Genomic DNA, 24,933 nt, shown 5'->3' on the forward strand with positions numbered 1-24,933 from the left:
GTGTCCTCCACCGCGTACGACGCCGGCCGCGACCGGCGCTCCTCCGTCCTCCGCCGCAACCCCGTCGTCGAGACGCTCCTCGCCATGCTCGTCGTCTCCGTCCTCGCGTGGGGAGCCTCGTTCGTCGGCCTGCTGGGACTGTTCGCCCTCGGACCGCCCGTGTGGCTCCCGCCGTGGGCGCTCCTCACGAGCGTCTACGCGCACGCCGGCCCGGCGCACCTGCTCTCGAACGCCGTCGTCGTCGCCGTCGCCGGGACGCTCGTCTCCCTGTCGACGACGCGACTCCGCTTTCACGCCTTCTTCGTCGTCACCGGGGCGCTTGCCGGCGTCGCGCACGTCTGGGCGAGCGGCTTCCTCGGCGCGCGGACCGCGGTGCTCGGCGCCAGCGGCGCGGCGTTCGCCTTGGTCGGCTACGTCCTCGCGGCCAACCCGGCCTCGAACGCGCTCTTCGAGCGGCTTCGGCTCCCGCCCCGCGCGGTCATCGCCGTCGTCGCGGCCGTCGCACTGGCGCTGACGCTCTCGTTCAGCGCGCCCGGAAGCGCCCTCGTCGCCCACTTCGCGGGCGCCGCGATGGGCCTCGTCGCGGGCCGGTTGGGGCTGCTTCGGACGCGGCGCTGAACTCCCCCTCTACCCCGACAGCGCCGCCGCGACGACCGGCTCGAAGGTATTGGTCACATTATCGGCTCGGTCGACCGCCACCGGGAGGAAGCGCGGGTACGTTCGCGCGTTCGACTCGCGCGGAGGCGTCGCTCCGGGGGGTGCGTCTCGTCACCGGTCGGGGACGGGTGTCGCCGCAGTCAGTTCGCGTCGTCCAGCGAGTAGACGCGTTTTCGGGCGTCTCGCAGGCAGACGTCCTCCTGGACGATGTCGGCGTCCTCCAGTTTCCGGAGGGCGTCGCGGACGGTCCGCGTCGAGAGGTGCGTCCGCTCCGTCAGGTCGGTCTGCGTCAGGTCCGACTCCTGTTCGAGCACGTAGCGGACGAACTTTGCGCTGGGAGGGAGGTCGTCGATGGTCGCCGCGGTCTGTTGAGCCTGTGACATAGAACTGTGTTCGGTTCGGCCGCCGACGCTCCGGACGCGGGGCGCGCCCGATGGAGAGTCGGTCCGACCGATCACACCGGGAGTACGGACGCCACCCATATAGCCGTTTTAGGGCGTGAACGTCACCCGGTTACACCGCCGTAACCGACCGCTCGTATACTCGACGGACGACTTGAACGTGGCGGTAGCGAGCGTTCTCTCTCGTTTCGCCCCTCGCTTTACCGCTCGCCCCGTAGTGGGTGGTACATGTCCACAGACTACTCCATCGACGCGGACTGGAACGCGCTGTACGTCGACGGCGAGTGGCGGTCGCACGACGGCGACACCATCGCGGACGAGGACCCCTCGACGCGCGAGACGGTAACCGAAGTCCCGGCGGCGACGGAGGCCGACGTGGACGACGCCTACGAGGCCGCGGCGGCCGCGCAGTCCGAGTGGGCCGAGCAACCGCCCGCCCGGCGGGCCGAGGTGGTCCGGAACGCCCTGCAGGAACTGGAGGCCAACGAGGAGGCCATCGTCGAACTGTTCGCCGACGAGGCGGGCGGGACGGGCGTGATGGGCCACACGTCGGTCGCCATCACGAGCGACCACCTGAACGAGGCGGCGACGCTCCCCAACCGGATGTCGGGCGAGCACAAGGAGTCGAACATCCCCGGCAAGGAGAACATCGTCCAACGGAAGCCGAAGGGCGTCGTCACGGTCATCTCGCCGTGGAACTTCCCGCTGAACCTCTCGATTCGGGCCGTCGCGCCCGCCATCGCCCTCGGCAACACCGTCGTCCTGAAGCCGGCGACGAACACGCCCGTCCTCGGCGGCCTCCTCGTGGCGAAACTGTTCGAGGCGGCGGGCCTGCCGGACGGCGTCCTCAACGTCGTCACCGGTCGCGGCTCCGACATCGGCGACGCCGTCGCCGGGCACCCCGAGAGCGACGCCGTCGCGTTCACGGGGTCGACCGAAGTCGGGCGCGGCGTCGCCGCCACCGCCGCGGAGAACCTCGCCGTGCAGGCGATGGAACTCGGCGGCAACAACGCCCACGTCGTCACCGAGGACGCGGACCTCGACCGCGCCATCGACGGCGCCGTGTTCGGGTCGTTCGTCCACCAGGGACAGGTCTGCATCTCCATCAACCGCCACGTCGTCCACGAGAGCGTCTACGACGAGTACGTCGAGCGACTGACCGAACGCGCCGAGGAACTGTCGGTCGGGAGCGCCCACGACGAGAACGCGGACGTCGGCCCCATCATCGACGAGTCTCAGCGCGACGAGATGCTCGGCTACGTCGAGGAGACGGTCGACGCCGGCGCAACGCTCGAAACCGGCGGCGAGACGGTCGAAATCGACGGGGTGGAGGACTCTCTGGTCGTCGCACCCACCGTCCTCTCGGACGTGACCAACGACATGGCCGCCGCGTGCAACGAGCACTTCGGCCCCATCGCCCCGGTCATCCCGTTCTCCGACGTCGACGAGGCCGTCGAGATAGCCAACGACACCGAGTACGGCCTCTCGGGGTCCGTCCACGCCGGCGACCTCGACACCGCGATGGACGTCGCCGACCGCATGGAGACGGGGCACGTCCACATCAACGACCAACCCATCAACGACGAGGCGCACGTCCCCTTCTCGGGCACCGCCGCCTCCGGGATGGGCGGCTACAACAGCGACACCATCCTCGAGGAACTGACCGAGACGAAGTGGATATCAATCCAGCACGACGCGCGCGACTACCCGTTCTGAGGCGTCGGACCCGAGAGCGGCGGTAGCGGTTTCTCCCGCCGCGCTCCGACTACTCGCGCAGTTCCCCGAGCGGGTTCGGTAGCAGGCTCTCGCCCTGCTCCTGCCGGTCGGCGGCGGACCGCGCCGCCTCGACGCTCGCGAACGCGACGAATGCGCCGGCGACCACGTCCGTCGCCCAGTGGATGCCGAGGTACATCGTCGAGACGGCGATGGACACCGCGAGGAAGAGCGCGATGGGCGTCCACCGCGGGTAGACGCCGCGGAACCGCCACGCGAGGAGCGCGACGGTGCCCGACAGCGAGGTGTGCAGCGACGGGAAGACGTTCGTGTTCACGTTCACCTGACTCGTCAGCAACTGCGCCTGCGGCCAACTGTTGTACAGCAGCGGTTGCACCATGTCCGGCATGAAGTTCCGCGGCCCGTAGGCGACGAACAGGATGTAACAGAGCAGGCCGACGCCGTAGTTCACGATGTAGGCGAACAGGACGACGCGGAGGGGGCGGGACTCCTCGTGCATCGCGTACGCCGCCAGCGGGAACACGAGGAGGAACACGTAGCCGAAGATGTAGACGAACCCGAAGTACGCCGTCAGCGCCGGCGTCGCGAACGACTGCACGAACGCGACGGTGCTCCCCTCGACGGCGTGGATGTAGCCGGTGATGTTCAGCCCGATGAGCCACGACAGTTCGACGCCGATGTCGCGGATGACGCCGTTGGCGGCGAGGACGGCGACGAGGGCGACGAACGTCGGAGCGACGGCGCGGGCGTTCGACCGGACGGTCCGGGGGGCGGACCGGAGCCGCGACGGTCCGACGACGAGCACCGCGGCGACGACGAGGAGTGCGGACACGCCCGCGCCGACCTGCAGGACGACGTCGACGAGCGCCATCAGTTACCCTCCAGCAGTCGCCCGTCGGAGTACTGATAGCCCGCGTCGCGGAACGCCTCTCTCGCCTCGTCGACGTTCAGTTCGCCGTCGCTCCCGAGGAACGGCGTCACGGGGTTCTCCCCCTCCCACCGCAGGTCCTCGGGGAGCCACTCCGTCCCGGCCAGCGGGCTCACCGCGCCCCGGGCGTAGCCGCCGAACACGTCGCTCACGAGGAACGACTGGTCGACGAGTCGCGCCAGCGTGTTCCTGAACCGAGGGTTCGTCGTCGGCGACCGACCGGCGTTGTGCCCGAGGATGAACGGCGTCTCCGACCGACCGACGAGCAGTTCGAGGTCCCGCGCGCGGCCGATGCGGGGGACCGTCGAGGCGCCGACGGTCGTCCCGGTCACGTCGGCGTCGGCGTCGGCGACCATCTCGACGGCCGTCGCGTCGGAGCCGACGACCTGCACGGACAGCCGTTCGAACTCGGGCGGTCGGGCCGGCACGCCCGCCTCGGCCGCCGCCTCGAAGAGGAAGTGCTCGTCGAACCGGTCGAGCACGAGCGACTCGCGCGGCGTGTTCTGCGCGAACTCGAACGGGCCGCTCCCGACCGGCGGGATGTTGTTCGTCACGATGGCCTCGGTGGCGGGGCCGATTTCGATACCGCTGACCGACGCCCGCGAGGTCCGCTCCTCCCAGATGTGTTTGGGGAGCACCGGCACGGTGAACGCCCGCGTCGCCAGTTCGGGTTCGCACTCGACGAAGTCGAACTCGACGGTGCGCGTTCCCGCCGCGCGCACGTCCGCGACGAGGCTGTTCCGCCCCTGGAACCGCGGCGCGGGGATGCGCGCGTCGCTCTCGTCCTCGGTCGTCGTCCCCGTCTCCATCGCCGTGTCCGCGAGGAGGCGGTGGGTGAACGCGACGTCCTCGGCCGTGAGGTCCTCGCCGTCGTGCCACGTCAGGTCGGGCCGGAGCCGAACCGACGCGCTCGGCGCGTCCCCGGTCCCGGAGAACGCCCACGACTCCGCCAGCCATGCCTCGACGCCGTCGCCCGTCTCGACGCCGAGCGAGTCGTACAGGAGGCCCGTGATGAGACCGTCGCGTCGGTACTCGACCGATAGGGGGTTGAGATTCTCCGTCGCCCGCCTGTCGGTCGTCGCCGTCCGGAGCGTGCGCGCCCCGTCCGCCGCCGTCGCGACCTCGGTCGGGGTCGGAGTTGGGGTCGGCGTAGGGGTCGACGTCGGCGTGGCGGTCCGCGACGACGAGTTCGAGTTCCGGTTCCGGCTCCGGTTCGAGGCCGCTCCGACCGTCCCGTCGGTTCCGGCGGTCGTCGTCGCGTCCGTTGCCGGGGTGGCGCCGTCGACGCCGCTGCGCGTCAGCGACAGGTAGCCCAGCGGGGAGTCGAGGTCGGCGGTCCGCCAGTTCCGGTAGTTGTCGGTGCGGGCCGCGCGGATGTCGTCGGGGAACGAGAGGAGGGTGAACGGCTGGCTTCGGGCGATGCTCCGCTGGAGTTCGTACACCGCCTCGCGTCGCTCCTCGCCCGTGGTCGTGCGCTGGGTCTCCAGCAGGTCGTCGACGTCGAGGTTCGCGTAGCCGAACGGGTTCTGCCACCCCGGGGCGTCGGCGAACCGCGAGTGCAGGAGCGAGTAGAGCCCGTCGGGTTGGTGAAACTGGTCGGGGAGCCGCGCGACGAACAGTTCGAAGTCGTTCTGCACCAGCACCTGCCGGAGAAGTTCCTCGCTGGCCATCGGCGTCACCTGCGCGCCGATGCCGGCCGCGCGGAACCACGCCGCGACCTGACGCGCGATGCGCAGGGCGTAGGGGTCGGCGTCGGCCGGCACGGTCTTGATTTCGAGGGAGACCTGGTTCGCCGACCGCCAGCCCGCGACCGTCCGCAACCGGCGCACGCATCCGCCGGAGAGCGCAGTCACGCCTGTCGCGAGCGTCCCGAGGACGGCTCGCCGACGGACCGTGGAGGGCGACGACTGTGGCATCTCTTCTCCTCACTCCTCCCGGCTCGCTCTTATCCGTTGGGAATCCGAGCCGGGGTTCGTACGGGACTCAGGAACCCCGTTTTGATAAGTACACTCGCCGTACCGCCGTCCGTGTCGCTCCCCGGTCCCGCGCTCGACCACCTCGCGTACCTCCTGTTCGCCGTCGCGACCCACGCGGCTCTCGGCTACGCGCTCGTCTCCGCGCTCACCGACCGACCGCGGCGCGCCGGCGTCCTCGGCGCCGTCCTCCCCGACGCCGACCTGCTGTTCCCGCTCGCGTGGACGTTCCCCTTCGACCACCGCGGACTGACGCATACGCTCGCCTTCGCGGCGGCCGCCGCGGCCGTTCTCGCGGTCGCGCGGCGCCCGCAGTGGTCCGCCGAGGCGGCGGCGCTCGGTCTCGTCTCGCACCTCGTCGTGGACTCGTTCACGCAGAGCGGCGTCGCGTGGCTCTACCCCCTCACCGCCGAGCGAGTGGGCGTCGCGGCGTCGATTCACTCGGGGTGGGGCGCCGCCCTCCTCTGGGGGGTCGTCGCCCTCGCACTGGTCGTCGACCGACGGTCGGCCGACGGGGAAACACGGGCTGACGGCCCGGCGGACGCCGAGTCCGCCGACGCCTCGGAGGCGCCCGGTGCGCCCCGCTCCTGACCGGCGACCGTAAGACGCCTCTCTTATTACCTCCACTGCAGAACTGGCGCGTAATGGCTTCCAATCGGCGAGCGCTCCGCGGTCTGCTCGCGGCGTTGGTCCTCGTCTCTTCGGTCGTCCTCGCCGTCGGTTACGTGGACGCGCAGCGGAACAACGACCGGGTGACGGGCGACCCGGCGGTCGAACAGGCGTTCCGGACGGGCGACCGGACGCAAGTCGTCGCTCCCCGAGACAATATCACCGTCGTGGCGACGGACTCGAACGCGTTCGTCAGCGACGAGAGCGACAGCCCCCGCGCGCAGGCCGAACTCGCGGCGTTCGCGCCCGACGGCAGCGTCTACTACTACCAGAACGAACACACCCGGTACTGGGACGTCGACCCCGTCCCGAACACGACGGCGACCGTCGAGTTCGTCTACGCCGACCACCTCGACGCCGACGAGTGCGGCGAGACGGTCTGCACGCGGAACGGCGTCGAGCGGGTGAACCTCACCACCGGCGAGTCCGAAGAGGTGTTCAGCCGCATCACGCCCGGAAAACACTCGACGCGGTGGCACGACGTCGACCGCCTCGGTCCCGACCGCCTCCTCGTCGCCGACATCCACCAGGACCGCGTGTTCGTCGTCAACACGACGACGAACCTGACGACGTGGGAGTGGGACGCGCAGTCGGACTTCGACGTGGCGACCAGCGGCGGGCCGTTCCCCGAGGACTGGACGCACCTCAACGACGTGGAGTCCGTCACCGTCGACGGCGAACGGGCCGTGATGGTGAGCCTCCGCAACCACGACCAAGTGGTGTTCATCGACCCCGACGAGGGGTTGATGGAGGAGTGGACGCTCGGGACCGACGACAACCACTCGATACTGTACGAACAGCACAACCCCGACTTCATCCCCGCCGAGGAGGGCGGACCGGCGCTGCTCGTCGCGGACTCCGAGAACGGCCGCGTGATAGAGTACCAACGCGAGGGCGGCGAGTGGGTCGAGTCGTGGACGTGGGTCGACCGGCGGATGCAGTGGCCGCGCGACGCCGACCGCCTGCCGAACGGTCACACCCTCGTCACCGACTCGAACGGCGACCGCACCTTCGAGATAGACGAGGAGGGCGAAGTCGTCTGGACCGCCTCCATCGGCTTCCCGTACGAGTCCGAGCGGCTGGGAACCGGCGACGAGAGCGCCGGCGGGGAGAGCGCCGCGAGCCTCGGCCTCCCCTCGCGGACGGCCTCGGACCTCGAACCGACGCTGACCTCGCGCGTCGCGTCCGTCGTCCCGCCGACGGTGCGTAACGCGATATCCTACGCCTTCCCGCGCTGGGTGGGGCTCCTCGAAGGCCTCGCCGCCCTCGCGCTTCTCGGGTCGCTCGTCGCGTGGGGTGTGCTGGAGTACCGCTGGTCGGACCGGACCGTTAGCTTTCAGTCGCCGCTGCGCGTCCGGAGGAAGTAGACGTGGCAGATCCTTCGCTCCGCTCCCGGTTCGCCCGGTCGGTCCGGTTCGAAGACGACCTCCCGATAGACGTGCGCGACGGGGTGTGGCTCGCGCTCGCGGTCCTCCCGGCGCTGGTCTCCGTCGCGGTCTACCTCGCGACGAACCCCTACCCGGCCTACGGTGCGGGCCTGTACGCGCAGATCGCCCGCGAAATCGTCGCCAACGGCTACCTCCCGCCGGCGCGCATTCCCGGCTACACGGCCGACGGCGTCCCGTTCGCCTACCCGCCGCTGCAGTTCTACGTGTTCGCCGTGCTCCGCGATATCGGGGTCGGCCCGGTCGCAGTGGCGCGGTTTCTCCCCGCCGTGGCCGTCGTCGCCGTGCAGGTGCCCGTGTACGTGCTCGCGCGCGACCTGCTGGACTCTCGGCCGGCGGGGACCGTCGCGGCGGCGGGCGTCGCGCTGAACCCGCAGATACTGGAGTGGCATCTCTCGGCGGGCGGCGTCGTCCGCGGCTTCGCCTTCCTGTACGCGCTGACGGCCATCTGCGCTGGCTACCGGCTGTTCACGACCGGCGACCTCCGCGCGCTGGTCGCGGGCGTCGTCGCCTTCGGACTGACGGTGCTGTCGCATCCGACGTACACCCTGTTCACCGTCGTGAGCTACCTGCTGCTCTGGCTCGCGCTCGACCGCTCGCTCGCCGGTCTCGTCCGCGGCGCCGCCGTCGGCGTCGGCGGCGCGGTGGTCGCCAGCCCGTGGCTCCTCTGGGCCGTCTCCACGCACGGCCCCGGCGTGTTCACCTCCGCCGCGGGGACGCACGGCGGCATCGGCGGCGGCGTCGGGGCGATATTCGGCGGCATCTCGGTCTACAGCCTCGTTCCCCTGCTCGCCGCGGCCTACCTCCTCGTCGTCCGCCGGGACCTCCTCCTCCCGGCGTGGGTCGTCGTCGCCGAACTGCTGTTCCAGCAGCCGAGGTTCGTCTACACCGTCGGAACGTTCGCCCTCGTCGCCGTCGGCTTCGACCTCGTCCGGCGCTTCTCCCTCGCCGAACGGCTCGGCCGGACCCTCGGCGGTCGGGCGGACGGCACCGACTGGCGCGCCGCGGGCGTCGCGGCCCTCGTCGTCGTCGCGTCGCTCGGCGGCGGCACGGTCCTCGCCTACCAGAACACCCTCCCGTCGGACCCCTCGACGCCGGAGTTCCTCGACGACGAGGCGGTGGACGCGATGGCGTGGGCCGAGGCGGAGACCCCGCCGGACGCCACGTTCGTCGTCCTCGGTGACGCCGCCGAGTGGTTCCCGGCGCTGACCCAGCGGACGATTCTGGTCGGCATGTGGGGCGTCGAGTGGGAGGAGCCGGAGGTGTACGAGGCTCAGACGGACGCCTACGTGAACGCCTCGACCTGCCAGAGCGTCGGATGCGTCGAGACGGCCATGCAGTCGGTGGACGCCAACCCGGACTACGTCTACGTTCCGAAGGGACGCTACACGGTCCGCGGCGCCAGCGAGGTGCAGTTCGGCACGCTCGAACGCTCCTTCGAGGCCTCGCAGCGCTGGGAACTCGCCTTCGAGAACGACGGCGTCGCCGTCTACCGCTCGCTCGCCCGCGGCGAGTAGCCGCCTCGCCGACTCTCCTCACTCACACGACGCCGAACAGCGGTAGCCCGAGCGCCACGAGCCACGCCACGGCCCCGGCGCTGATGGTCTGTCTGTCCTGACGCGCGACGCCGACGGCGAACAGGCCGAGCGCGCTGACCAGCGCGATTCGGTGGAGGACGAACTGCACGGAGACGGCGTTCGCGCCGACGGCGCCGAGGTCGAGGACGACGCCGGCGCCCAAGCCGGCGGCGGCGAGCAGCGCCGACTGCGTCGCCGGCCGGTCGCGCGCGAAGACGGTGACGAGGAACGGCGGCCCGGCGACGATGACCGGGTAGAGCGCCGCGGCGAACAGTTTCGGGGTGACGCCCGGAATCGCGTGCTCCAGCGCGATACCGGCCGACCGGACGCCGAGGATGAGGCCCGCGAGCGTCACCGGCAGGACGGCGGCGTCGGCGACGTCGCGGTGCCGGTGTCCGAACGGGACGACGGAGGCGACTGCGCCGGCCGCGCCGGCGACCGAGACGAGTTCGATGATGGTTATCCAGCCGTCGCTGCCGCCGCCGCCGAGGCCGTGGTACTCGCGGCTGATGCGCTCGACGAACGGTTCATCGCGCAGGTCGCGTTCGAGGAAGCGCGCGCCGGGAGCGACGCCGGTGACGGTGTGCCGCAGGCGGAGCCAGTCCCAGTACTCGGTGTGCGCCTGGAACGCGGTCCAGTTGCCCGACGGAGCCGGATACGCCCGGATGTGTATCCGCTCGCCGAGGTAGGTGCCGGTCGCCAACTGGTACTCCGACTCGAACCAGCGGCCGGTGATGTTCGGGTCGACGGTGACGTACGTGTAGCGCGACGCGCCGCGGGCCGGTTGCCACTCCGACTCGCTGATGGTGGCGTTGTCGTCGTCGACGACGGCCGTCCAGTTGGTCTCCGCGCGGCGCTCCAAGGCCATCCTCGTCCGGTCGGGGTCGCCGACGATGAGGACGTTGAGCGCGAGGGTTCGGCCCGTCACGGACCGACTCCGACTCGTGTACGGCCACACCTGCGTTCCCGTCTCCTCCGGTTGGATGAGTTGGTCCTCCCGCGGCAGCACCGTCTCCTCGCTCCCGGGAGCGCCGAGCAGGATGCTCCCCGCGAGAGCGAGAACGACGAGGGCCACGAGCGCTGTTCGTCGGTGGTATCGCACGGTCCGATACTCCCACCGCGTCCGACGCTCTTTGCAGTTTCCGTTCGGATCGCGCGAAAATGTCGAAATGTAGAGAAAACGGACCGCGCGGCGCCGACTCAGACGTCGTCGTCGACCATGGCGCCGAACGTCTCGTCGGCGTCCGCCGGCACGTCGAAGTCGTGGTAGTTCTCGCCCTTCTCCGTCGAGAGGATGTTGAGCGCGGCGGCGGCGCCGTCGCCGGCGGCGATGACGGCCTGCCACTCCTCGGTGCGGACCATCGCGCCCGTGGCGTACGCGCCCTCGACGCTCGTCTCCATCGTTACGCCGACGTCGACGGTGTCCTCGTCCGTCAGGTCGCAGCCCAGCGACTCCGCGAGGTCGCGCTTCGCGCCGGTCGCGAGGACGACGTAGTCCGCCTCGCGGTCCTCGCCGTCGACGGTGACGGCGAAGCCGTCGCCGTCCGACGACACGTCGGTCACCTCCGCCTCCTCGCGTTCGACGCCGAACGTATCCACCTGCCGGCGGAGCGTCTCCAGGAACACGGTGCCGTCCTGCGACCCGATGCCGGGGTAGTTGAACAGGTGGGCCTTGTGCATCCACGTCGAGTCGGTGTCGAACACGGTGGTCTCGAGCCCGTTCTTCTGTGCGAACAGCGCGGCGCTCAGGCCGGCGGGGCCGCCCCCGACGACGATGACGTCTGTCATGGCTACGAGTACTCACGTGGAGGTGAAATGGGTTTGTACAGGTGAGAGCCTCGCCGCTACCGGGACCGCTCAGACCCCGGGGCGCCACCCGCGCAGGAACGCCGCCGACAGGCCGCCGACCGACAGCGCGAACGGGACGGAGACGCTTCGGACCACGAGGACGGACGAACGAGCGCGTCGACGGTGTCGTCGGGCGGGGACGGACGGTCGTGACCCGCGTCACACGTGGGGACTCGGATGTCACTGGCCCGCTTATTACGTTCACGTTCGTAAGCCGATATATGAGCGAAGAGAACCCCGTCACCGCGGAACTCCCGGACAGCCCCTTCCACACCACTGGTACCGACCACATGACCATCTGGGGGAGCAACGAGGAGGACACCGTCGCCTTCTACCGCGACCTCCTGGGGATGCGCCTCGTCCTCCGGCAACCGAACCTCGACGACCCCTCGCAGACGCACCTGTTCTTCGACACCGGCGACGGTCGCATCGTGACGTTCTTCGTCAGCGACGACCGGCAGTCCAACCGGATGGGTCAGCGCGGCGGCGTCGGCTCCGTCCACCACCTCTGCTTCAGCGTCGCGCCGGAGGAGTTCGGCGAGATGGTCCAGGCCATCGAGGACGACGGCCGCAACTACAACATCTTCGACCGGGGCATCTTCTACTCGCTGTACACCCACGACAACAACGGTCTCGTCATCGAACTCTCGACGGACAAGTACGACATCCCCGACGACCGGCGCGCGGAGGTGCTCGCGAAGACGCAGGAGATACGCGAGGCCGACGGTGCGGAGTACGCTAAGGACGAGCACCTCGCGGAGGCGCTCGAATCGCTCGGACTCGACGCGACGGCGCACGACCTGCCGGACGCCGAATCGGGCGTCGGCGGCGTGGAGTAGTCGGAGCGCCGCCGCCTCCCCTCCGACCGCTTTCACCCTCAGGCGCGCCGGACGAGGTGCGCCCGCACCGCTCGCTGACACGACTCGCAGACGCCGTCGAGACGGGCCACGGCGCTCAACGCGGGATAGTTCACGGGAAGCCCCTGATACAGGTACAGCGCCAACGCCCGGTGGCCCACCTCGACGGCCGCCGACCGTCCGGTCGACTCCCGCAGGAACGACTGTCTGTCCGCGACCGTCGCCTCGCACCGCTCGCGGTGCGCCGCGAGGGTCCGGTGCCGGTCCCGGAGCGCGTCGAATCCCAGTTCCGACAGCGGCGTCCGTTCCGCCGCGGCGACCCACGAGGTGACGTCCTCGACGTCGGCCGCGGCGTCGTCCAGCGACGCCGCCTCCCGGTCGAGCGCCCGGTCGGTGACCGCGACGCCCGCCCGCTGGGTCCGCGCCTCCGCGACGACGGCCCGCTTGGCCTTCGGGGTGAACGCCGCCCCCGTCGCCGGCGCGAGGGCGTCGGCGACGGCGTCGGTGAGTTCGTTCCGGATGGTCGCCGAGAGCGACTCGGGGTCGTCCACGTCGGCGATGCTGTGCGGGCGAACCGTCTCCGCGAACGCCTTCCGGACCGCTCGACACCCGTCGCCCCCCGTCGCCGCCGCGCGGAACTGCGCGCCGGTCGTCGCAGTCGCCCTCGGCGCCCCCGACGGCGCCGGTTCCGTCGGCACCGCGGCGACCCGGCGGACGAACGACTCGTAGGCCGTCCGCTTCGCTTCGAGCGCGGTCCCCTCCTCCCGCACGCGGGCCGCGGCGCGGTCCACGCGCGTCTTGACGTCTGTGAGCGCCGCCCGCGCGGTTCGGCCTCCTTCCATATTTTTAGGCCAGCCTAAACGAACAAAGCGGTGCCGGGTTCGGCAATACTACTGAAAATCCGCGATAGCTCCCGCCGGTGCCGCGGACGGACTCCCGCCCGTCCCGCGACGGGTTCGGTCCCGTCAGTCGAGGGCCACGTCTTCGGGGTCGACGGCGACGAACGACCCGTCGCTCCGGGCGGACTCGTAGGCCGCCTCGGTGACGGCCGTCACGCGCAGGCCGTCGAGCGCCGTCGCCGCGGGTTCCTCGCCCGTCTCGATTGCTTCGAGGAACGCCTCGGCCTTCGTCTGCTGGTCGGCGCGCAGGAGGCGCGGGCGGTGCTCGCCGCTCTCTTCGTCTATCTCGACGTACTCGCTGGGTTCCCAGTCTTTACTGTTGAGCGCTATCGCCCCCTGCTCGTCCCACATCCGGATGTGCTCGCGCATGCACGGCGTCTCGCCCGACAGCGAGAACGTCGCGGTGGCGCCGTTCGTGAACCGAACCGTGACGTTCGCGCGGCCGTCGACCTCTTTCTCGTCGTCGACGAAGTGCATGTTCGCCGAGACGGCTTCGGGGGTGAGTCGGGTGCTCCAGAGCACGCCGTCGAGCAGGTGGCTCCCGGTGTCGTACAGGTAGCCGCCGCCGGAGAGCGCGGGGTTCTGCCGCCAGGCACCCTCGAAGCGGTCGACCCAGTCCTGCGAGACTTCGGCGGTTATCCAGCGCGGGTCGCGGTCCTCCTGGTCCCACAGTTCGCGGGCCCGGATGAACGCCTCGTAGAGGTGACGCTGGTAGCCCACCATCAGCACCTCGTCGCGTTTCTCGTCGCGTTCGACGAGGTCGCGCGCCTGGTCGAGGTCGGTCGTCAGCGGTTTGTCACAGAAGACGTGCAGGTCGCGGTCGAACGCGGCGATAATCTGGTCGTAGTGGAGCGTGTGCGGCGTTCCGATGAGGACGGCGTCCAGCGATTCGGCGTCGAGCATCGTCTCGTAGTCGGTGTACTGCGACTCCGAGTCGACCTCCAACTCCTCGCCGGCCTCCGCCAGCACCGTCTCGTCGATGTCGACGAGGGCGACGACGCTCGCGTTCTCGTGTTCGACGAACCCCTCGCCGACGGTCTTCCCGATGTAGCCGCCGCCGACGACGGCGATTCGGAGCGGACCGTCGGTGCCGTCGTTACGAATCGATTCCTCGTTCTTCACACTCGTATCGCTCATGCACCGGACGACTCCGGGGGGGCCAATAGGTGCTTTGTTTCGGGTCGGAGCGCCGGGGAATCGAAGACCGGCGCCCGACGACCCGCTCAGAACTCCCCGTTCACGATGTCGGCGACGCGCCCCCGGTCGAACAGTTCCGCACCGTCGGTCACCTCGCCGAACTCCTCGGGGTAGAGCTGTTTCGCCGCGCGTTCGGTGAGAAAGAGGTTGTGGACGGGACCCTGGTTGAGGTAGCCGCCGCGGTAGACGCGCCCCTCCCGCACGGCCGTCAGTTCGCCGCCGACGGCGTGGTCGCGCATGTACGCCAGCACCGTGTCCCGGAACTCGGTCGCCGAGTCGCGTTCGTGTCCGCGAATCAGTATCACGTCCGGGTCGACTTCGAGCAGGGTCTCGTAGTCGAGTTCGCCGCGGTTGGTCGTGCTCAGGTTCTCGACGTCCGTGCCCTCGAGGGCGTCGGTGACGCCCAGGTCGCGCCACTGCTTCTTACTCGTCCCCTTGTCGTGCAGGCGGTACGGCGAGAACGTCTCGGGTTCGTCGGTTCCCTCGTAGGTGAGAAACACGTTCGGCCGTTCGGACTCCGGCGGCAGTCGCGACTGCACGTCCGCGAGGAACTCCTCGTGCAGCGACGCGAACGCCTCGTAGCGCTCCTCCTCCCGGAACAGGCGTGCCACCTTCTCGAAGGCCTCGTACAGCGTGTAGTAGCGGTAGTCGTGCCACTCGTCCGAGCGGCGGAAGACGAGGTTCCCGAAGAACGGCGCGACGTTCGTCGCCACCTCCTCGACGTCCTCCTCGCCCCAGTCGAACCAGTTGACGAGCATGTACGGGTCGTACAGGTGCACGTCGGCGTCGAGTTCGTAGAACTCCTCTTTCGTCCGGACCTCCGGGTGCCGCGCTATCGCCTCGCGGTCCACGTCCACGCCGGGGAGTTCGTCGTAGACGTCGGTGTAGTAGCGGTCCGCGCCGCCGATGCCGGCGATTCCGTCGCCGCGACCCAGCGCCACCGCCATGTCCGCGTAGCCGCCGTCGTAGGCGACCCAGCGCTCGGGTACCGAGTCGAACGCGACCTCTCCCATCGGCTCCATCGACACCGTGTAGGACTCCGTTCCCGTCACGGTCGAGTTCTCAGTCCCGGCCGCAGTCGGGGTTTCCGTATCCGCGTCCGTCGCCGCTCTATCCGCGTCCGCCGCCGTCGACTCGGACCCGCCCCCCGCGGCGCATCCGGCGAGCAGTCCGGCGCCCGCCAGCGCCCCGCCGTACGTCAGATACTTCCGCCGCGTCGTCCGCTCGAATCCCTCGTCGTCTCGTGCCATGACTTTAGGCAAACCTAAAACGATAAAGCCGTTCCGATATTTCGGCGAGCCTAAAATAGGCCGTCCGTCAGCGCTCGACGGCCGTCGCCTCGATTTGGACCGCCGCCCCGTCCGGCAGGTCGGCGACGCCGACGACGGTCATCGCGGGTCGGCGCCCCTCGAAGTACGACTCGTAGGCCGCCTCGATGTCGTCGATGCGGTCCGCCTCCGTCGTGTAGACGGTCGTCCGAAGCACGTCGTCCATCTCCACGCCGGCGCGTCGAACCGCCGTCTCGACGCGTTCGAGGGCGTCGACCGTCTGCTCTCCGACGCTCATCTCGTCGGCGTTCGCCCGCGTCGGGAACTTCCCGTCGAAGAAGACGAGTTGGAGGTTCCGCTTCCGGACGCCGTACCCCGCGGTGGCGTCGAGGTTGTCGCTCTCGTACCGCGTCACGTCGCCGTTCATCGGTCCACCTCCGCGTCGCTCGGTTCGGGGGTGTCGGTCGGCGGTGATTCCGTCTCTCGGAAGCGCGTCGTGTCGCTCATGATATCACGCTTGTCCCCCCGCATCCATCGACCTGTCGTTAGCACCTGCTAACTCCGATATCGGCACCGAACTATCATCCTATTCGAGCGCTGCTCGTGTCTTTCCTGCACGTTCGAAACAATTAGCACAAGCTAAGTCCGACCGGTCCGAACCCGGTCCCATGCGAGAGTTCGAGTTCGTCGTCACGTTCGAACGGGGCGCGGACGACCTGATGGACCTCTTCTTCGAGTACCCGTCGCTCACCACGCGGTCTTCCACCTGCTTTACCACCCACGACCGGATGTGGCGCATCGACCACGTTCGGGGAGAGCAGGAGGCGCTGGCGTCGTTCGACGACCTGTTCCTCGACGAGGGCCGCTGCAACGAGTGCTTCGACGTGGTGAACTGCGACACCTCGCGGATGTACCACGTCCTCGACCGGAAGAAGAACGCCCGGACCGTCTACACCTTCCGGGAGGAGGTTCACCGGTGTCACTCCATCCCCCACCACGTCGTCGACCACCTCGGCGACGGCGTCGTCTTCGAGTCCCGGCGTACCGACGGCGAGTACCGCTGGCGCATTCTCTACCCCGGCGAACAGCCCATCGGCGACCTGTACGACGCCATCGAGTCGAACCTCCGGGAGGGACTCACTCTCGAAGTGTCGCACCTCTCCCGCGCCGGCAACTGGGACGTCGACTCGCGCGTCGCCGCGCAGTTGTCGCCCGCCCACTGGGAGGTGCTCGAAGCGGCCGTCGAACACGGCTACTACTCCCGCCCGCGGGACGTCACCGTCGCGGAGTTGGCGTCGCTCCTGGACGTCCCCCGGTCGACGGTACAGTACCGACTGCGGACGGCCGAGGACCTCATCGTCGAGCAGTTCGTCGACGCGGCGCTCTGAGGGCGGCGAGCGAGGGTGCTCGGTTCGGACGGCGCGCGGAGTCGCGTCCGCGTCGCTGTCAGAAAGCACGGCCGCAGTGCGGAGTTTTTTGCGTCTCTCGCGCGCAGTCGACGTATGCGCGCAGCAGTCTACCACGGCCCCGAGGACGTACGCGTCGAAGACGTCGAGGACCCCGAACTCGACTCCCCCCGAGGGGCCATCGTCCGCGTGACGCACACCGCCGTCTGCGGGTCGGACCTCTGGTTCTACCGCGGTCAGAGCGACCGAGACGCCCCCTCGCCCGTCGGGCACGAACCGATGGGCATCGTCGAGGAAGTCGGCGAGAAGGTCCGGTCGGTCGAACCCGGCGACCGCGTGTTCGCCCCGTTCGTCATCAGTTGCGGGCAGTGCGAGTTCTGTCGGAAAGGACTCCACACCTCCTGCGTCGACGGCGGGTCGTGGGGCGGCGACAACGGCGGCGCGCAGGGGGAGATGGTCCGCTGCCCGCGCGCCGACGGAACGCTGGTCCGCGTCCCGGACCGCCACGCCGACGACGAGGACACCCTCAGAGCGCTCCTCCCGCTGACGGACGTGATGGGGACGGGCCACCACGCCGCGGTCAACGCGGGCGTCGAGGCGGGTTCGACCTGCGCCGTCGTCGGCGACGGCGCGGTCGGACTCTGCGGCGTCCTCGCGGCGCGGCGACTCGGCGCGGAGCGCATCATCGCCATCGGTCACCACGAGGACCGCCTCGAAATCGCCGAGGAATTCGGCGCGACGGACCTCGTCACCGAACGCGGCGAGGCGGCCGTAGAGCGCGTGACCGAGATGACGAACGGCGGCGTGAACCACGTCTTGGAGTGCGTCGGCGCCACTTCCGCGATGGAGACGGCGACGGGCGTCTGCCGACCCGGCGGGACCGTCGGCTACGTCGGCGTCCCGCACGGGATGGGCGACGGCCTCGACCTCCACGAGTTCTTCGGGAACAACATCTCGCTGCGCGGGGGCGTCGCCCCCGTCCGCGCCTACGCCGAGGAACTGATGGCGGACGTGCTACAGGGGACGCTCGACCCCTCTCCGGTGTTCACGAAGACGGTCGATTTGGACGGCGTTCCGGAGGGGTACGCCGCGATGGACGACCGCGAGGCGGTGAAAGTCCTCGTCAAACCGTGAACGGCCGCTCACGGGCGGTTTCGAGCCGGTAAAAGCCGACGTTCCGGGTGCCGGACGGCGTCTCATCCCCGCCGTCCGACGAGGGGTTACGTCGGGGATTCTCCGGAGAACTCGTAGTCGATTCCGCCGTCGGGCGTCACCGTCACGCGGCCGCCCTCGTAGTCGAAACTGATCTCGAAACTCGCGCTCGAGGACGCCTTCAACAGGTTCTCGATGGCGTCGGGATCAGTCACGCGCGAGAGCGGTCGGAGCTCCCACGGCCGGCAGCCCTTCGTCTCTGCGACGAGCGACACGATTTCCAGCGTCGCGCTCTCGCGAATCTGCGGGTCTCCTGCCGCGGAAGTTCCTCCGTTGGATGACGATTGTGACATAGATGTTCTCCCTGTCGACGGCCCTCCGAACGTCGCCGCGTCGGGAGTTCCCCGAGCGCGTGGTCCGAACGACCGCGACTACACTCTAACGTGATAGTTCGAGTGGTATAACAGTTACCGTGAAATTCTCAGTAATGGTTCCTTCCCGCAATCGGTGGGAACGTCACGCATTCCCTGCGACCGGACGTCCACGTTCCCCGCGTATCCCGGCCGCCCTCCCGGCGGATCGTCGCTCGCCCTTAAACAGTACCAAGACGTTTGAATGTCTCTATATCCTTGACCGATACGTTGACATTCTCTTCGGGGCATCTGTTCGAGCATGAGCCTCGAACGTCCCCCGGACGTCCCTCCCCAGTGGTGTTCGGACTGCGGTGACGAACTGCTGTTCAGCGGCGTCCAGTCCGCCGGCTACGCCCAGTTCTTCTGTCAGAACTGCCGCTACCGACGCGACGTGTACGTCGGAGACCCGACGAACGCCTCGATTTCCGGCGACTCCGGTTCCGAGAACGCCGTTCCCGACGACTCCGCGCCCGCGGCGGACGACTGATTCCGGCGAACGCCGCGTCTTCGAGGCGGTTCGAGCGACGCGCTCACCCGACTCACTCGACGACGACGACGCCTTTCATCCCCATCGACTGGTGCGGCAGGCAGGCGTACTTCGAGACGCCCGACGCGTCGAACGCGTGCGAGAACGTCGTTCCCTCGCCGCCCGTGAGTTCGCTCCTGAACGACCCGTCCTCGGCGACGACGTTGTGCGCGCCGCCGGCCCCCGTCCACTCCCACGTGACCGTCGTTCCCGACGAGACGCGCACGACGACCGGAGCGAAGGCGAAGTAGCCGCCGTTCCCCTCGGTGCCGACGCGTACGCGAACGTCCGAGGCGTCCGTCCGGTCGACCAAGGTATCCGCGTTCGCGACGCCCTCCAACCACCCGTCGAACGTCCGGTCGTTCGGTTCGGTGTCGCCGCGCGCCGTCGTCTGTCCCCCCTCGGCCCCCGTTCCGCCGCCGAGACATCCGGCGAGCAACGGCCCGGCGGCGAGTGTCGCGGCGCCGCCACGGAGGAAGCGCCGTCTGGAAATGCGTTCGTCGTTCACGAGTATTCCTGCTATCAGTCGTTGCGCCGGTATTTCTCGGTTTCCTTCCGAACCGGCGTCGGTCGAACTCGACGTACCGCGGACCCAGTCGGTATCTCTTCATTCTTCTTCGTGCGACGAAATTGCTTCCGAAGCGACCGTGTACAGCCACCGTGCCGTTCGTATGCCACTACTTCCGCTGTACTCTCCCGACTAATTACAAATACTTCTATCTTTTTGAGATATAGAAGTATCTCCGGACGCGGTGTCAGACCGGCGTATGAAAAAGTGCTACCGATGTTTTGCACGAATAATACAGAGAACTGGGAAATATGGGGGACGATATGGGTAAAAGCGAGTGGAAAGATAAAGAAGAGTTTGAAAAGATATCGGTCTCGGCATCAAATGGAGCTTGATAGACTATACTGATACCGAAGATAGATATATTTAATTGCACAAAACTACCTTTGCGCGTTACTATTCCACCTTAGTGTTCTGAATTGGAGAACAGCAATTGGGGTATGGTACCGACCCTCGTAACCGTCCATTCGCCCCTCTCGCCGTCCTTTTCTATATATTACAGCCATAGTGTTGTCTCTTTCAGCTACCTCGCCAACACATCCCGCTCGAACCGTATACTCTCCGGTCCGCCTTGAACAGTCTTTCCAGTCCAGGCCGTGACGCCGCTCCGAGACCGTTCTTTCGTTGAGAACGGAGGTCCAAAGAGAAAAATACCGATTTGGGGAGTAACTCACCATCTGTCTCGGTATCTAACCGAATTCTCTCTGTTCTCCCTAACAGAATACGCATTGTCACAAATTGTCAATATATGGTCACACTGAGTGATGTTCCGCCTCTCAGTCAGTCGATTATCTCGCGAATCCGTCTCGAAATAGCACGAACTATCGATTCATTTATGCCCACGGGGGAAGCACCGACCATCGCATGACGAACGCGCAGGTCACAGTCCATACCCAAGCGGTTATCGACCGGATCGAACCCGAAGTCCACGGTCATTTCTCCGAGCATCTCGGTCGATGCATCTACGATGGCGTCTGGCGGAGCGAGGGCGACGACGAGGACGGCTACCGCGACGACGTCGTCTCCCTTCTCGAATCGCTGGAGATGCCCGTACTCCGGTGGCCGGGCGGTTGTTTCGCCGACGACTACCACTGGGAGGACGGCGTCGGCCCCGTCGAGGACCGGCCCCGCCGCCGCAACCTCTTCTGGGCGCAGGACGTCGGCGAGGCGCCGGAGGAGTCCAACGAGTTCGGAACCGACGAGTTCCTGCGACTCTGCGAACGTCTCGACACCGAACCCTACCTCGCGGCCAACGTCGGGTCGGGGGACCCGCAGGAAGCGGCCGACTGGGTGGAGTACTGCAACTACGAGGGCGACACGGAACTCGCCGACCGCCGCCGGGAGAACGGTCACGAGGACGGATACGGGGTGGAGTACTGGGGACTCGGCAACGAGAACTGGGGCTGCGGCGGTCGGATGAGTCCCGAACAGTACGCCCGCGAGTATCGCCGGTTCGCGACGTACGTCGGGAGCATGGACAACCTGATGCTCGAAGACGACCTCGAACTCATCGCGTGCGGCTTCGAGGACCCCGACTGGAACCACCGGTTCATGGAGGAAGTCGGCAACAGCGCGTGGGGGGTCAACTTTCCGCTCGACCACCTCACGCTACACCACTACTACGGCCGGACGATGAGCGTCGTCGACCCCGAGACCGACGAGGAGAACTACGACAAGATGCTGGTTGAGGCGCTCGAGATGAGCCACCACATCGAGCGAATCGCCGCGGCCGTCAACGCGGTCGCGACTACGGATGACATCGGCATCATCATCGACGAGTGGGGCACGTGGCACACGGAAGCCGTCTCCGAGAGCGGTCTCGAGCAGCCCGGAACCGCTCTCGACGCGCTGTCGGCCGCCGCGGTGCTCGATATCTTCAACCATCACGCCGACGTGATGACGATGGGGAACATCGCCCAGACGGTGAACGTGCTCCAGTGTCTCGTCGAGACGGACGGCGACGACGCGTGGGCGCGACCCACCTACCGCGTGTTCGACCTGTACGCGCCTCACAAAGGCAACGACGCGGTCACCACCTCGGTCGACGCGCCCGCCCGCGACGTCGACGACGAAGAACTTCCGCTCGTCGGCGCCTCGGCGTCGCTCGGCGACGACGGCACGTACGTCACGCTCACCAACCTCGACGTCCGAGAGGCACGCACGGTCGAAGTCGTCCTCGAAGGTGTCGACGTCGATGCGGCCGACGTGGACGCGGAGGCGCTCTTCGCCGACAACGAACTCGACGTGGCTGTCACCGCCGATAACGCCGAAGAGTTCACGCGCCGAGAACTCGACGTCTCGGTCGAGGACGACCGACTCGTCGCGGACCTCGAACCCGGAACGGTCGCGGGCATCTCCGTCCGGTAGTCGGACGGACCCGCCATCCCTGGTTCCCGTATCTTCCACTCTTCCGCTTTCCTCCGGCTTCACGCCGTACGCCGCACGCTCCGCAATACGCCGTGCGCTCGACTCAGCTCCCGTCGTGAAGTTCGTCTGCGAGCGCAGCGAGAACCGCGGTCGCGGTCGGGTGCGAGCCGTACCCGTCGACGACGCGAAGGGTACACGCGCCCAGTCGGCCCTCGCCGGTCGGCCGCGAGAGCGCGATCGCTCCGGTGTTCGCGAGCCACCCCTCGGTGTACCCCGCGAGCACCTCGTCGTCGGGCTTGGGGTCCGAAACGTACGCGTAGGGGTAGAGCCCCTCGAACGACCACCCCGGAACCACGTCGACGTCGGCGAGGAGCGTCTGCGTGACGAAGGACGCACAGAGGTTCCAGCTCTCCTCTTCGGGGAGGTCGGCGACGGAGAACTCCTCGCCCCCCGCCAGCCGACCCTCGGAGTCGGGGAGGAGCGCCGCCGCGCCGCCGCCCTCGACGAACTCGCGGGTCGCGTCGTCGAGTCGGGTGACGAACGCCACGTCGCCGTCCGCGGGGTCGTCGACGACCGACGCCCCGTCCGACTCGGCGAACGTCTCGCGGAGGCCGTCGTGGTCGGTGTAGACCGCCCGGTCGCCCACCCCGGCGTCGCGCGGGACGACCGTAATCGACGCCTCGTCGACGGCGTCGACGCCCGCCCCGACGAGTTCGGCGGTGATCGACCCTTCGCGGACCCCGTCGACGGGGGGAGCGTCGACCGAAACCGCGTCCGCGACTCGTTCGCATCCGAACGGTTCGACCGAGACGTCGACTTCGCTCGTCTCGCCGAACGCCTCCCACCGGAGGCTGCCCTCGACGCGTTCGTCGGTGTCGTTGACGACGGCCGGGTCGAACTCGACTGTCTCCTCGGCCCAGCAGACGTGTGTCTCGGGGCGGACCTGCACCGCGACCGGCGCGTTGGCCCGCGCGAACGCCTCGACGGATACCTTCTCCTCACGCCGGTAGTCAAGGAGGCCGTTGAACTCCCATTCGATGTCGGTCAGTTCGGTGACGGCGTAGCCGGCCACGCCCTCGTGAAGTCGCATGTCCGCGATGCTCTCAGCGACCGACAGGAGTTCGCGGCGCTGCCAGGCGTCGGCCACGTCGTCGAGGCTGTCGAAGGTGTCCGAGAGGTGACTTGCCTCGAACCGGTCCCGGACGCCCGCGGGCGACTTCAATCCCGAGAGGAAGTCGTGGTGATACCAGTGCGGTTCGCCGCCGTAGTGGGATTCGAGCGCGTCAACCGACGGGAGGCCCCACGTCCCGAACTCGGAGACCAGAAGCGGCGCCCCATCGGGCGCCGGGCCGTCCCCGCCGTGATCCTCGTACCCGCCGTAGTTCTCCGCGGGGTTCTCGACGATGTGGTCGAGTTGCCCGCGCCACGCGTCGGCGCGGTCGGGGACGACGAAGTACTCGTGGTAGTCGTTGAGGTCGGTAACGACGTGCGCCCACCCGGAGTTGTCGCACACCAGTCGAGTCGGGTCGCGTTCGCGCGCCGATTCGACGAACGACGCGAGAAACGCCTGCTTCTCGCCGTCGGTCCACAGCGATTCCTCCTCGTCCTCGTAGATGCCGCCGATACCCCACTCCTCGTTGTAGAGGCTCCACGCGATTACGCTCGGACGGTTGAAGTCCCGTTCGACCAGTCCCGCGAACTGGTCGCGGACGGCCTCGCGAGACGCCTCGGTGTAGGCGCTCGGGTTCGCCGGCTCCTCCCACACGAGCATCCCCATCTCGTCTGCGAGTTCGAGGAATCGCGGGTGAGCGGGTTTGATGTGTTTTCTGAGGAGGTTGAACCCCATCTCCTTGGCGGCGCGTATCTCGTCTTCGAACGTATCCAGGTCCGCGGGGCGATAGAGCGTGTCCGGGTAGTACGCCTGGTCGAGCGCTCCCCGGACGAACAGCGGGTCGCCGTTGAGGAACAGTTCGTCGCCCGACCGCTCGATGCTCCGCATACCGAAGGTATCGGCGTACGTGTCGATGCGGTCGCCGTCGCGTTCGAGGCCGACGGCGACTTCGTACAGGTGGGGGTCGTCGGGCGTCCAGTAGTCGGGGTCGTCGAGCGAGAGCGTCGCACTCGCCGCTCCGTCGTCGTCGACGGAACACGTTTGAGTTGCTACCGTCGTCCCGCCCGAGCGGACCTGAACGGTGGCCGAAAGGCGGGTGAGCGACCTCTCCCCTCCGGAGTCCGTCACCCGGGCATCGACCCGGACGGTGTCGTCTCGCAGGTCGGGAGTGACGCGGGCGTCCCGCACTCGTGTCTCGGGCACGACCGCGAGGTCGACCCGCTGCCACAGTCCACTGACTCGGGTGTACCACGGAGCACCCTGCTTCCCGTGGGGAATCTCCGAGAGGTCCTCGGGATCCTCGACCCGGACCGCGATGGTGTTCTCTCCGTCGACCAGCGCGTCGGTTACGTCGAACCGGAACGGGAGGTAGCCCTCCCGGTTGCGACCGACCTGTTCGCCATTGACCCAGACGGTGGCGTCGTAGTCGGCCGCGCCGAAGTACAACTCCGCTCGTCGGTCGTCGTCGACGGCGTCCACGTCGACCGTCCGTCGGTACCACGCGACGCCGGTGTACGCTCGGAGATCCTCCGCTTCCTGCCACGCGTGGGGAACCGACACCCTGCGGACGTCGTCCCACGCCGCGTTGGGGTCATACCACTCCTCTGTCAGACCGGCGTCCTCGGGATCGGTCGTGAACTGCCAGTCGCCGGAGAGTTCGCGCGTCGGGTCGCGCACGAGTGTCGTGCGTTGCATACCGGTGTAAGGCCCGTCATTCCATATCACACTTTGCACTCGTCTCGGTGGATAGCGTCAGGATAGTCAACCCTCGAAGATGCTGGGGCGCGCAGGTCGGGTGCGGCGATTCCGGGAAGCCGTGGAACCGCGCGGGCCCGAAAACTACCTGCCAGAGCGGAGAAATACCGGAGCAAAGGCCGGGAGACGGCGGTGACGGAGCGCCAAATTAGTAGCCATCCGACACGACCTCCGGCAAGCTC

At 68.3% G+C, this 24,933-nt stretch carries 23 protein-coding genes; 10 read left to right on the forward strand and 13 right to left on the reverse strand.

All coding sequences use genetic code 11. The features are described 5' to 3' along the window. Window positions 1-618: a rhomboid family intramembrane serine protease gene (locus NDI79_RS15755; RefSeq protein ID WP_310929545.1), complete on the forward strand. Its 618-nt coding sequence runs from the start codon at window positions 1-3 to the stop codon at window positions 616-618. 179 nt (window positions 619-797) lie between these two features. Here NDI79_RS15755 and NDI79_RS15760 read toward each other — a convergent pair whose 3' ends face one another. Then, window positions 798-1,040, reverse strand: a complete 243-nt coding sequence (locus NDI79_RS15760) for a winged helix-turn-helix domain-containing protein (protein WP_310929546.1) — start codon at window positions 1,038-1,040, stop codon at window positions 798-800. A 246-nt stretch (window positions 1,041-1,286) separates the two neighbouring features. Here NDI79_RS15760 and NDI79_RS15765 point away from each other — a divergent pair, with 246 nt between their 5' ends. Beyond that, window positions 1,287-2,774, forward strand: coding sequence for an aldehyde dehydrogenase family protein (locus NDI79_RS15765; RefSeq protein ID WP_310929547.1), 1,488 nt, complete (start codon window positions 1,287-1,289; stop codon window positions 2,772-2,774). Window positions 2,775-2,823: 49 nt separating this feature from the next. Here the strand turns inward: NDI79_RS15765 and NDI79_RS15770 are convergent, their stop codons facing one another. Then, window positions 2,824-3,663 (reverse strand): phosphatase PAP2 family protein, encoded by an 840-nt coding sequence (locus tag NDI79_RS15770; protein ID WP_310929548.1) that lies wholly within the window; start codon window positions 3,661-3,663, stop codon window positions 2,824-2,826. Next, the gene (locus NDI79_RS15775) at window positions 3,663-5,636 is read right to left on the reverse strand and encodes an ABC transporter substrate-binding protein (RefSeq protein WP_310929549.1); all 1,974 of its coding nucleotides are present in this window, start codon (window positions 5,634-5,636) and stop codon (window positions 3,663-3,665) included. The genes NDI79_RS15770 and NDI79_RS15775 overlap by 1 nt, the downstream gene beginning before the upstream one ends. Window positions 5,637-5,747: 111 nt before the next feature. On the opposite strand from NDI79_RS15775, the gene NDI79_RS15780 reads away from it, so the two are divergent. The 3 genes from NDI79_RS15780 to NDI79_RS15790 are packed head-to-tail and all read left to right on the forward strand — an operon-like array spanning window position 5,748 to window position 9,324. Then, complete coding sequence (locus tag NDI79_RS15780) at window positions 5,748-6,284, forward strand: metal-dependent hydrolase (RefSeq protein WP_310929551.1); 537 nt, start codon at window positions 5,748-5,750, stop codon at window positions 6,282-6,284. Between the two features lie 53 nt (window positions 6,285-6,337). Further along, complete coding sequence (locus NDI79_RS15785; protein ID WP_310929552.1) at window positions 6,338-7,729, forward strand: arylsulfotransferase family protein; 1,392 nt, start codon at window positions 6,338-6,340, stop codon at window positions 7,727-7,729. Between the two features lie 2 nt (window positions 7,730-7,731). Then, complete coding sequence (locus NDI79_RS15790) at window positions 7,732-9,324, forward strand: glycosyltransferase family 39 protein (RefSeq protein ID WP_310929554.1); 1,593 nt, start codon at window positions 7,732-7,734, stop codon at window positions 9,322-9,324. Window positions 9,325-9,346: 22 nt separating this feature from the next. Here NDI79_RS15790 and NDI79_RS15795 read toward each other — a convergent pair whose 3' ends face one another. Both NDI79_RS15795 and NDI79_RS15800 read right to left on the reverse strand, forming a co-directional pair. Next, window positions 9,347-10,486 carry a hypothetical protein gene (locus NDI79_RS15795; protein ID WP_310929555.1) on the reverse strand — a complete coding sequence of 380 codons (1,140 nt, stop codon included), beginning with the start codon at window positions 10,484-10,486 and terminating at the stop codon, window positions 9,347-9,349. 98 nt (window positions 10,487-10,584) lie between these two features. Next, window positions 10,585-11,172 (reverse strand): NAD(P)/FAD-dependent oxidoreductase, encoded by a 588-nt coding sequence (locus NDI79_RS15800; protein WP_310929557.1) that lies wholly within the window; start codon window positions 11,170-11,172, stop codon window positions 10,585-10,587. Between the two features lie 281 nt (window positions 11,173-11,453). On the opposite strand from NDI79_RS15800, the gene NDI79_RS15805 reads away from it, so the two are divergent. Beyond that, window positions 11,454-12,071, forward strand: a complete 618-nt coding sequence (locus tag NDI79_RS15805; RefSeq protein ID WP_310929559.1) for a VOC family protein — start codon at window positions 11,454-11,456, stop codon at window positions 12,069-12,071. A 38-nt stretch (window positions 12,072-12,109) separates the two neighbouring features. Here the strand turns inward: NDI79_RS15805 and NDI79_RS15810 are convergent, their stop codons facing one another. From NDI79_RS15810 to NDI79_RS15830, 5 genes are all read right to left on the reverse strand, one after another. Next, window positions 12,110-12,931 carry a DUF7260 family protein gene (locus tag NDI79_RS15810; protein WP_310929561.1) on the reverse strand — a complete coding sequence of 274 codons (822 nt, stop codon included), beginning with the start codon at window positions 12,929-12,931 and terminating at the stop codon, window positions 12,110-12,112. A gap of 123 nt (window positions 12,932-13,054) precedes the next feature. Continuing rightward, window positions 13,055-14,125 carry a Gfo/Idh/MocA family protein gene (locus NDI79_RS15815; protein ID WP_310929563.1) on the reverse strand — a complete coding sequence of 357 codons (1,071 nt, stop codon included), beginning with the start codon at window positions 14,123-14,125 and terminating at the stop codon, window positions 13,055-13,057. A gap of 86 nt (window positions 14,126-14,211) precedes the next feature. After that, entirely contained in the window at window positions 14,212-15,435 is a 1,224-nt protein-coding gene (locus tag NDI79_RS15820; RefSeq protein ID WP_310929565.1) for an ABC transporter substrate-binding protein, read from the reverse strand. Between the two features lie 67 nt (window positions 15,436-15,502). Beyond that, on the reverse strand, window positions 15,503-15,880 hold the full coding sequence (locus tag NDI79_RS15825) for a RidA family protein (protein ID WP_310929566.1): 378 nt from the start codon (window positions 15,878-15,880) through the stop codon (window positions 15,503-15,505). Then, window positions 15,877-16,005 carry a hypothetical protein gene (locus NDI79_RS15830; protein ID WP_310929567.1) on the reverse strand — a complete coding sequence of 43 codons (129 nt, stop codon included), beginning with the start codon at window positions 16,003-16,005 and terminating at the stop codon, window positions 15,877-15,879. The genes NDI79_RS15825 and NDI79_RS15830 overlap by 4 nt, the downstream gene beginning before the upstream one ends. A gap of 116 nt (window positions 16,006-16,121) precedes the next feature. Between NDI79_RS15830 and NDI79_RS15835 the strand changes: the two genes are divergently transcribed. Further along, window positions 16,122-16,841: a helix-turn-helix domain-containing protein gene (locus tag NDI79_RS15835; protein WP_310929568.1), complete on the forward strand. Its 720-nt coding sequence runs from the start codon at window positions 16,122-16,124 to the stop codon at window positions 16,839-16,841. A gap of 114 nt (window positions 16,842-16,955) precedes the next feature. Continuing rightward, entirely contained in the window at window positions 16,956-17,993 is a 1,038-nt protein-coding gene (locus NDI79_RS15840) for a zinc-dependent alcohol dehydrogenase family protein (protein ID WP_310929569.1), read from the forward strand. 86 nt (window positions 17,994-18,079) lie between these two features. Here the strand turns inward: NDI79_RS15840 and NDI79_RS15845 are convergent, their stop codons facing one another. Beyond that, window positions 18,080-18,364 (reverse strand): HalOD1 output domain-containing protein, encoded by a 285-nt coding sequence (locus tag NDI79_RS15845; RefSeq protein ID WP_310929570.1) that lies wholly within the window; start codon window positions 18,362-18,364, stop codon window positions 18,080-18,082. Between the two features lie 319 nt (window positions 18,365-18,683). On the opposite strand from NDI79_RS15845, the gene NDI79_RS15850 reads away from it, so the two are divergent. Next, a complete protein-coding gene (locus NDI79_RS15850; RefSeq protein WP_310929572.1) occupies window positions 18,684-18,911 on the forward strand; it encodes an HVO_2142 family zinc finger protein in 228 nt (75 codons plus the stop codon). A gap of 52 nt (window positions 18,912-18,963) precedes the next feature. Here the strand turns inward: NDI79_RS15850 and NDI79_RS15855 are convergent, their stop codons facing one another. Continuing rightward, window positions 18,964-19,458, reverse strand: coding sequence for a halocyanin domain-containing protein (locus NDI79_RS15855; RefSeq protein WP_310929573.1), 495 nt, complete (start codon window positions 19,456-19,458; stop codon window positions 18,964-18,966). A gap of 924 nt (window positions 19,459-20,382) precedes the next feature. Here NDI79_RS15855 and NDI79_RS15860 point away from each other — a divergent pair. Further along, complete coding sequence (locus NDI79_RS15860) at window positions 20,383-21,885, forward strand: alpha-N-arabinofuranosidase (protein ID WP_310929574.1); 1,503 nt, start codon at window positions 20,383-20,385, stop codon at window positions 21,883-21,885. A gap of 103 nt (window positions 21,886-21,988) precedes the next feature. Here the strand turns inward: NDI79_RS15860 and NDI79_RS15865 are convergent, their stop codons facing one another. Continuing rightward, window positions 21,989-24,691: a glycoside hydrolase family 2 protein gene (locus NDI79_RS15865; protein WP_310929575.1), complete on the reverse strand. Its 2,703-nt coding sequence runs from the start codon at window positions 24,689-24,691 to the stop codon at window positions 21,989-21,991. Between the last annotated feature and the right edge of the window lie 242 nt (window positions 24,692-24,933).

This window comes from Halogeometricum sp. S3BR5-2, assembly GCF_031624635.1.
GTDB classification, from domain to species: Archaea; Halobacteriota; Halobacteria; order Halobacteriales; family Haloferacaceae; genus Halogeometricum; species Halogeometricum luteum.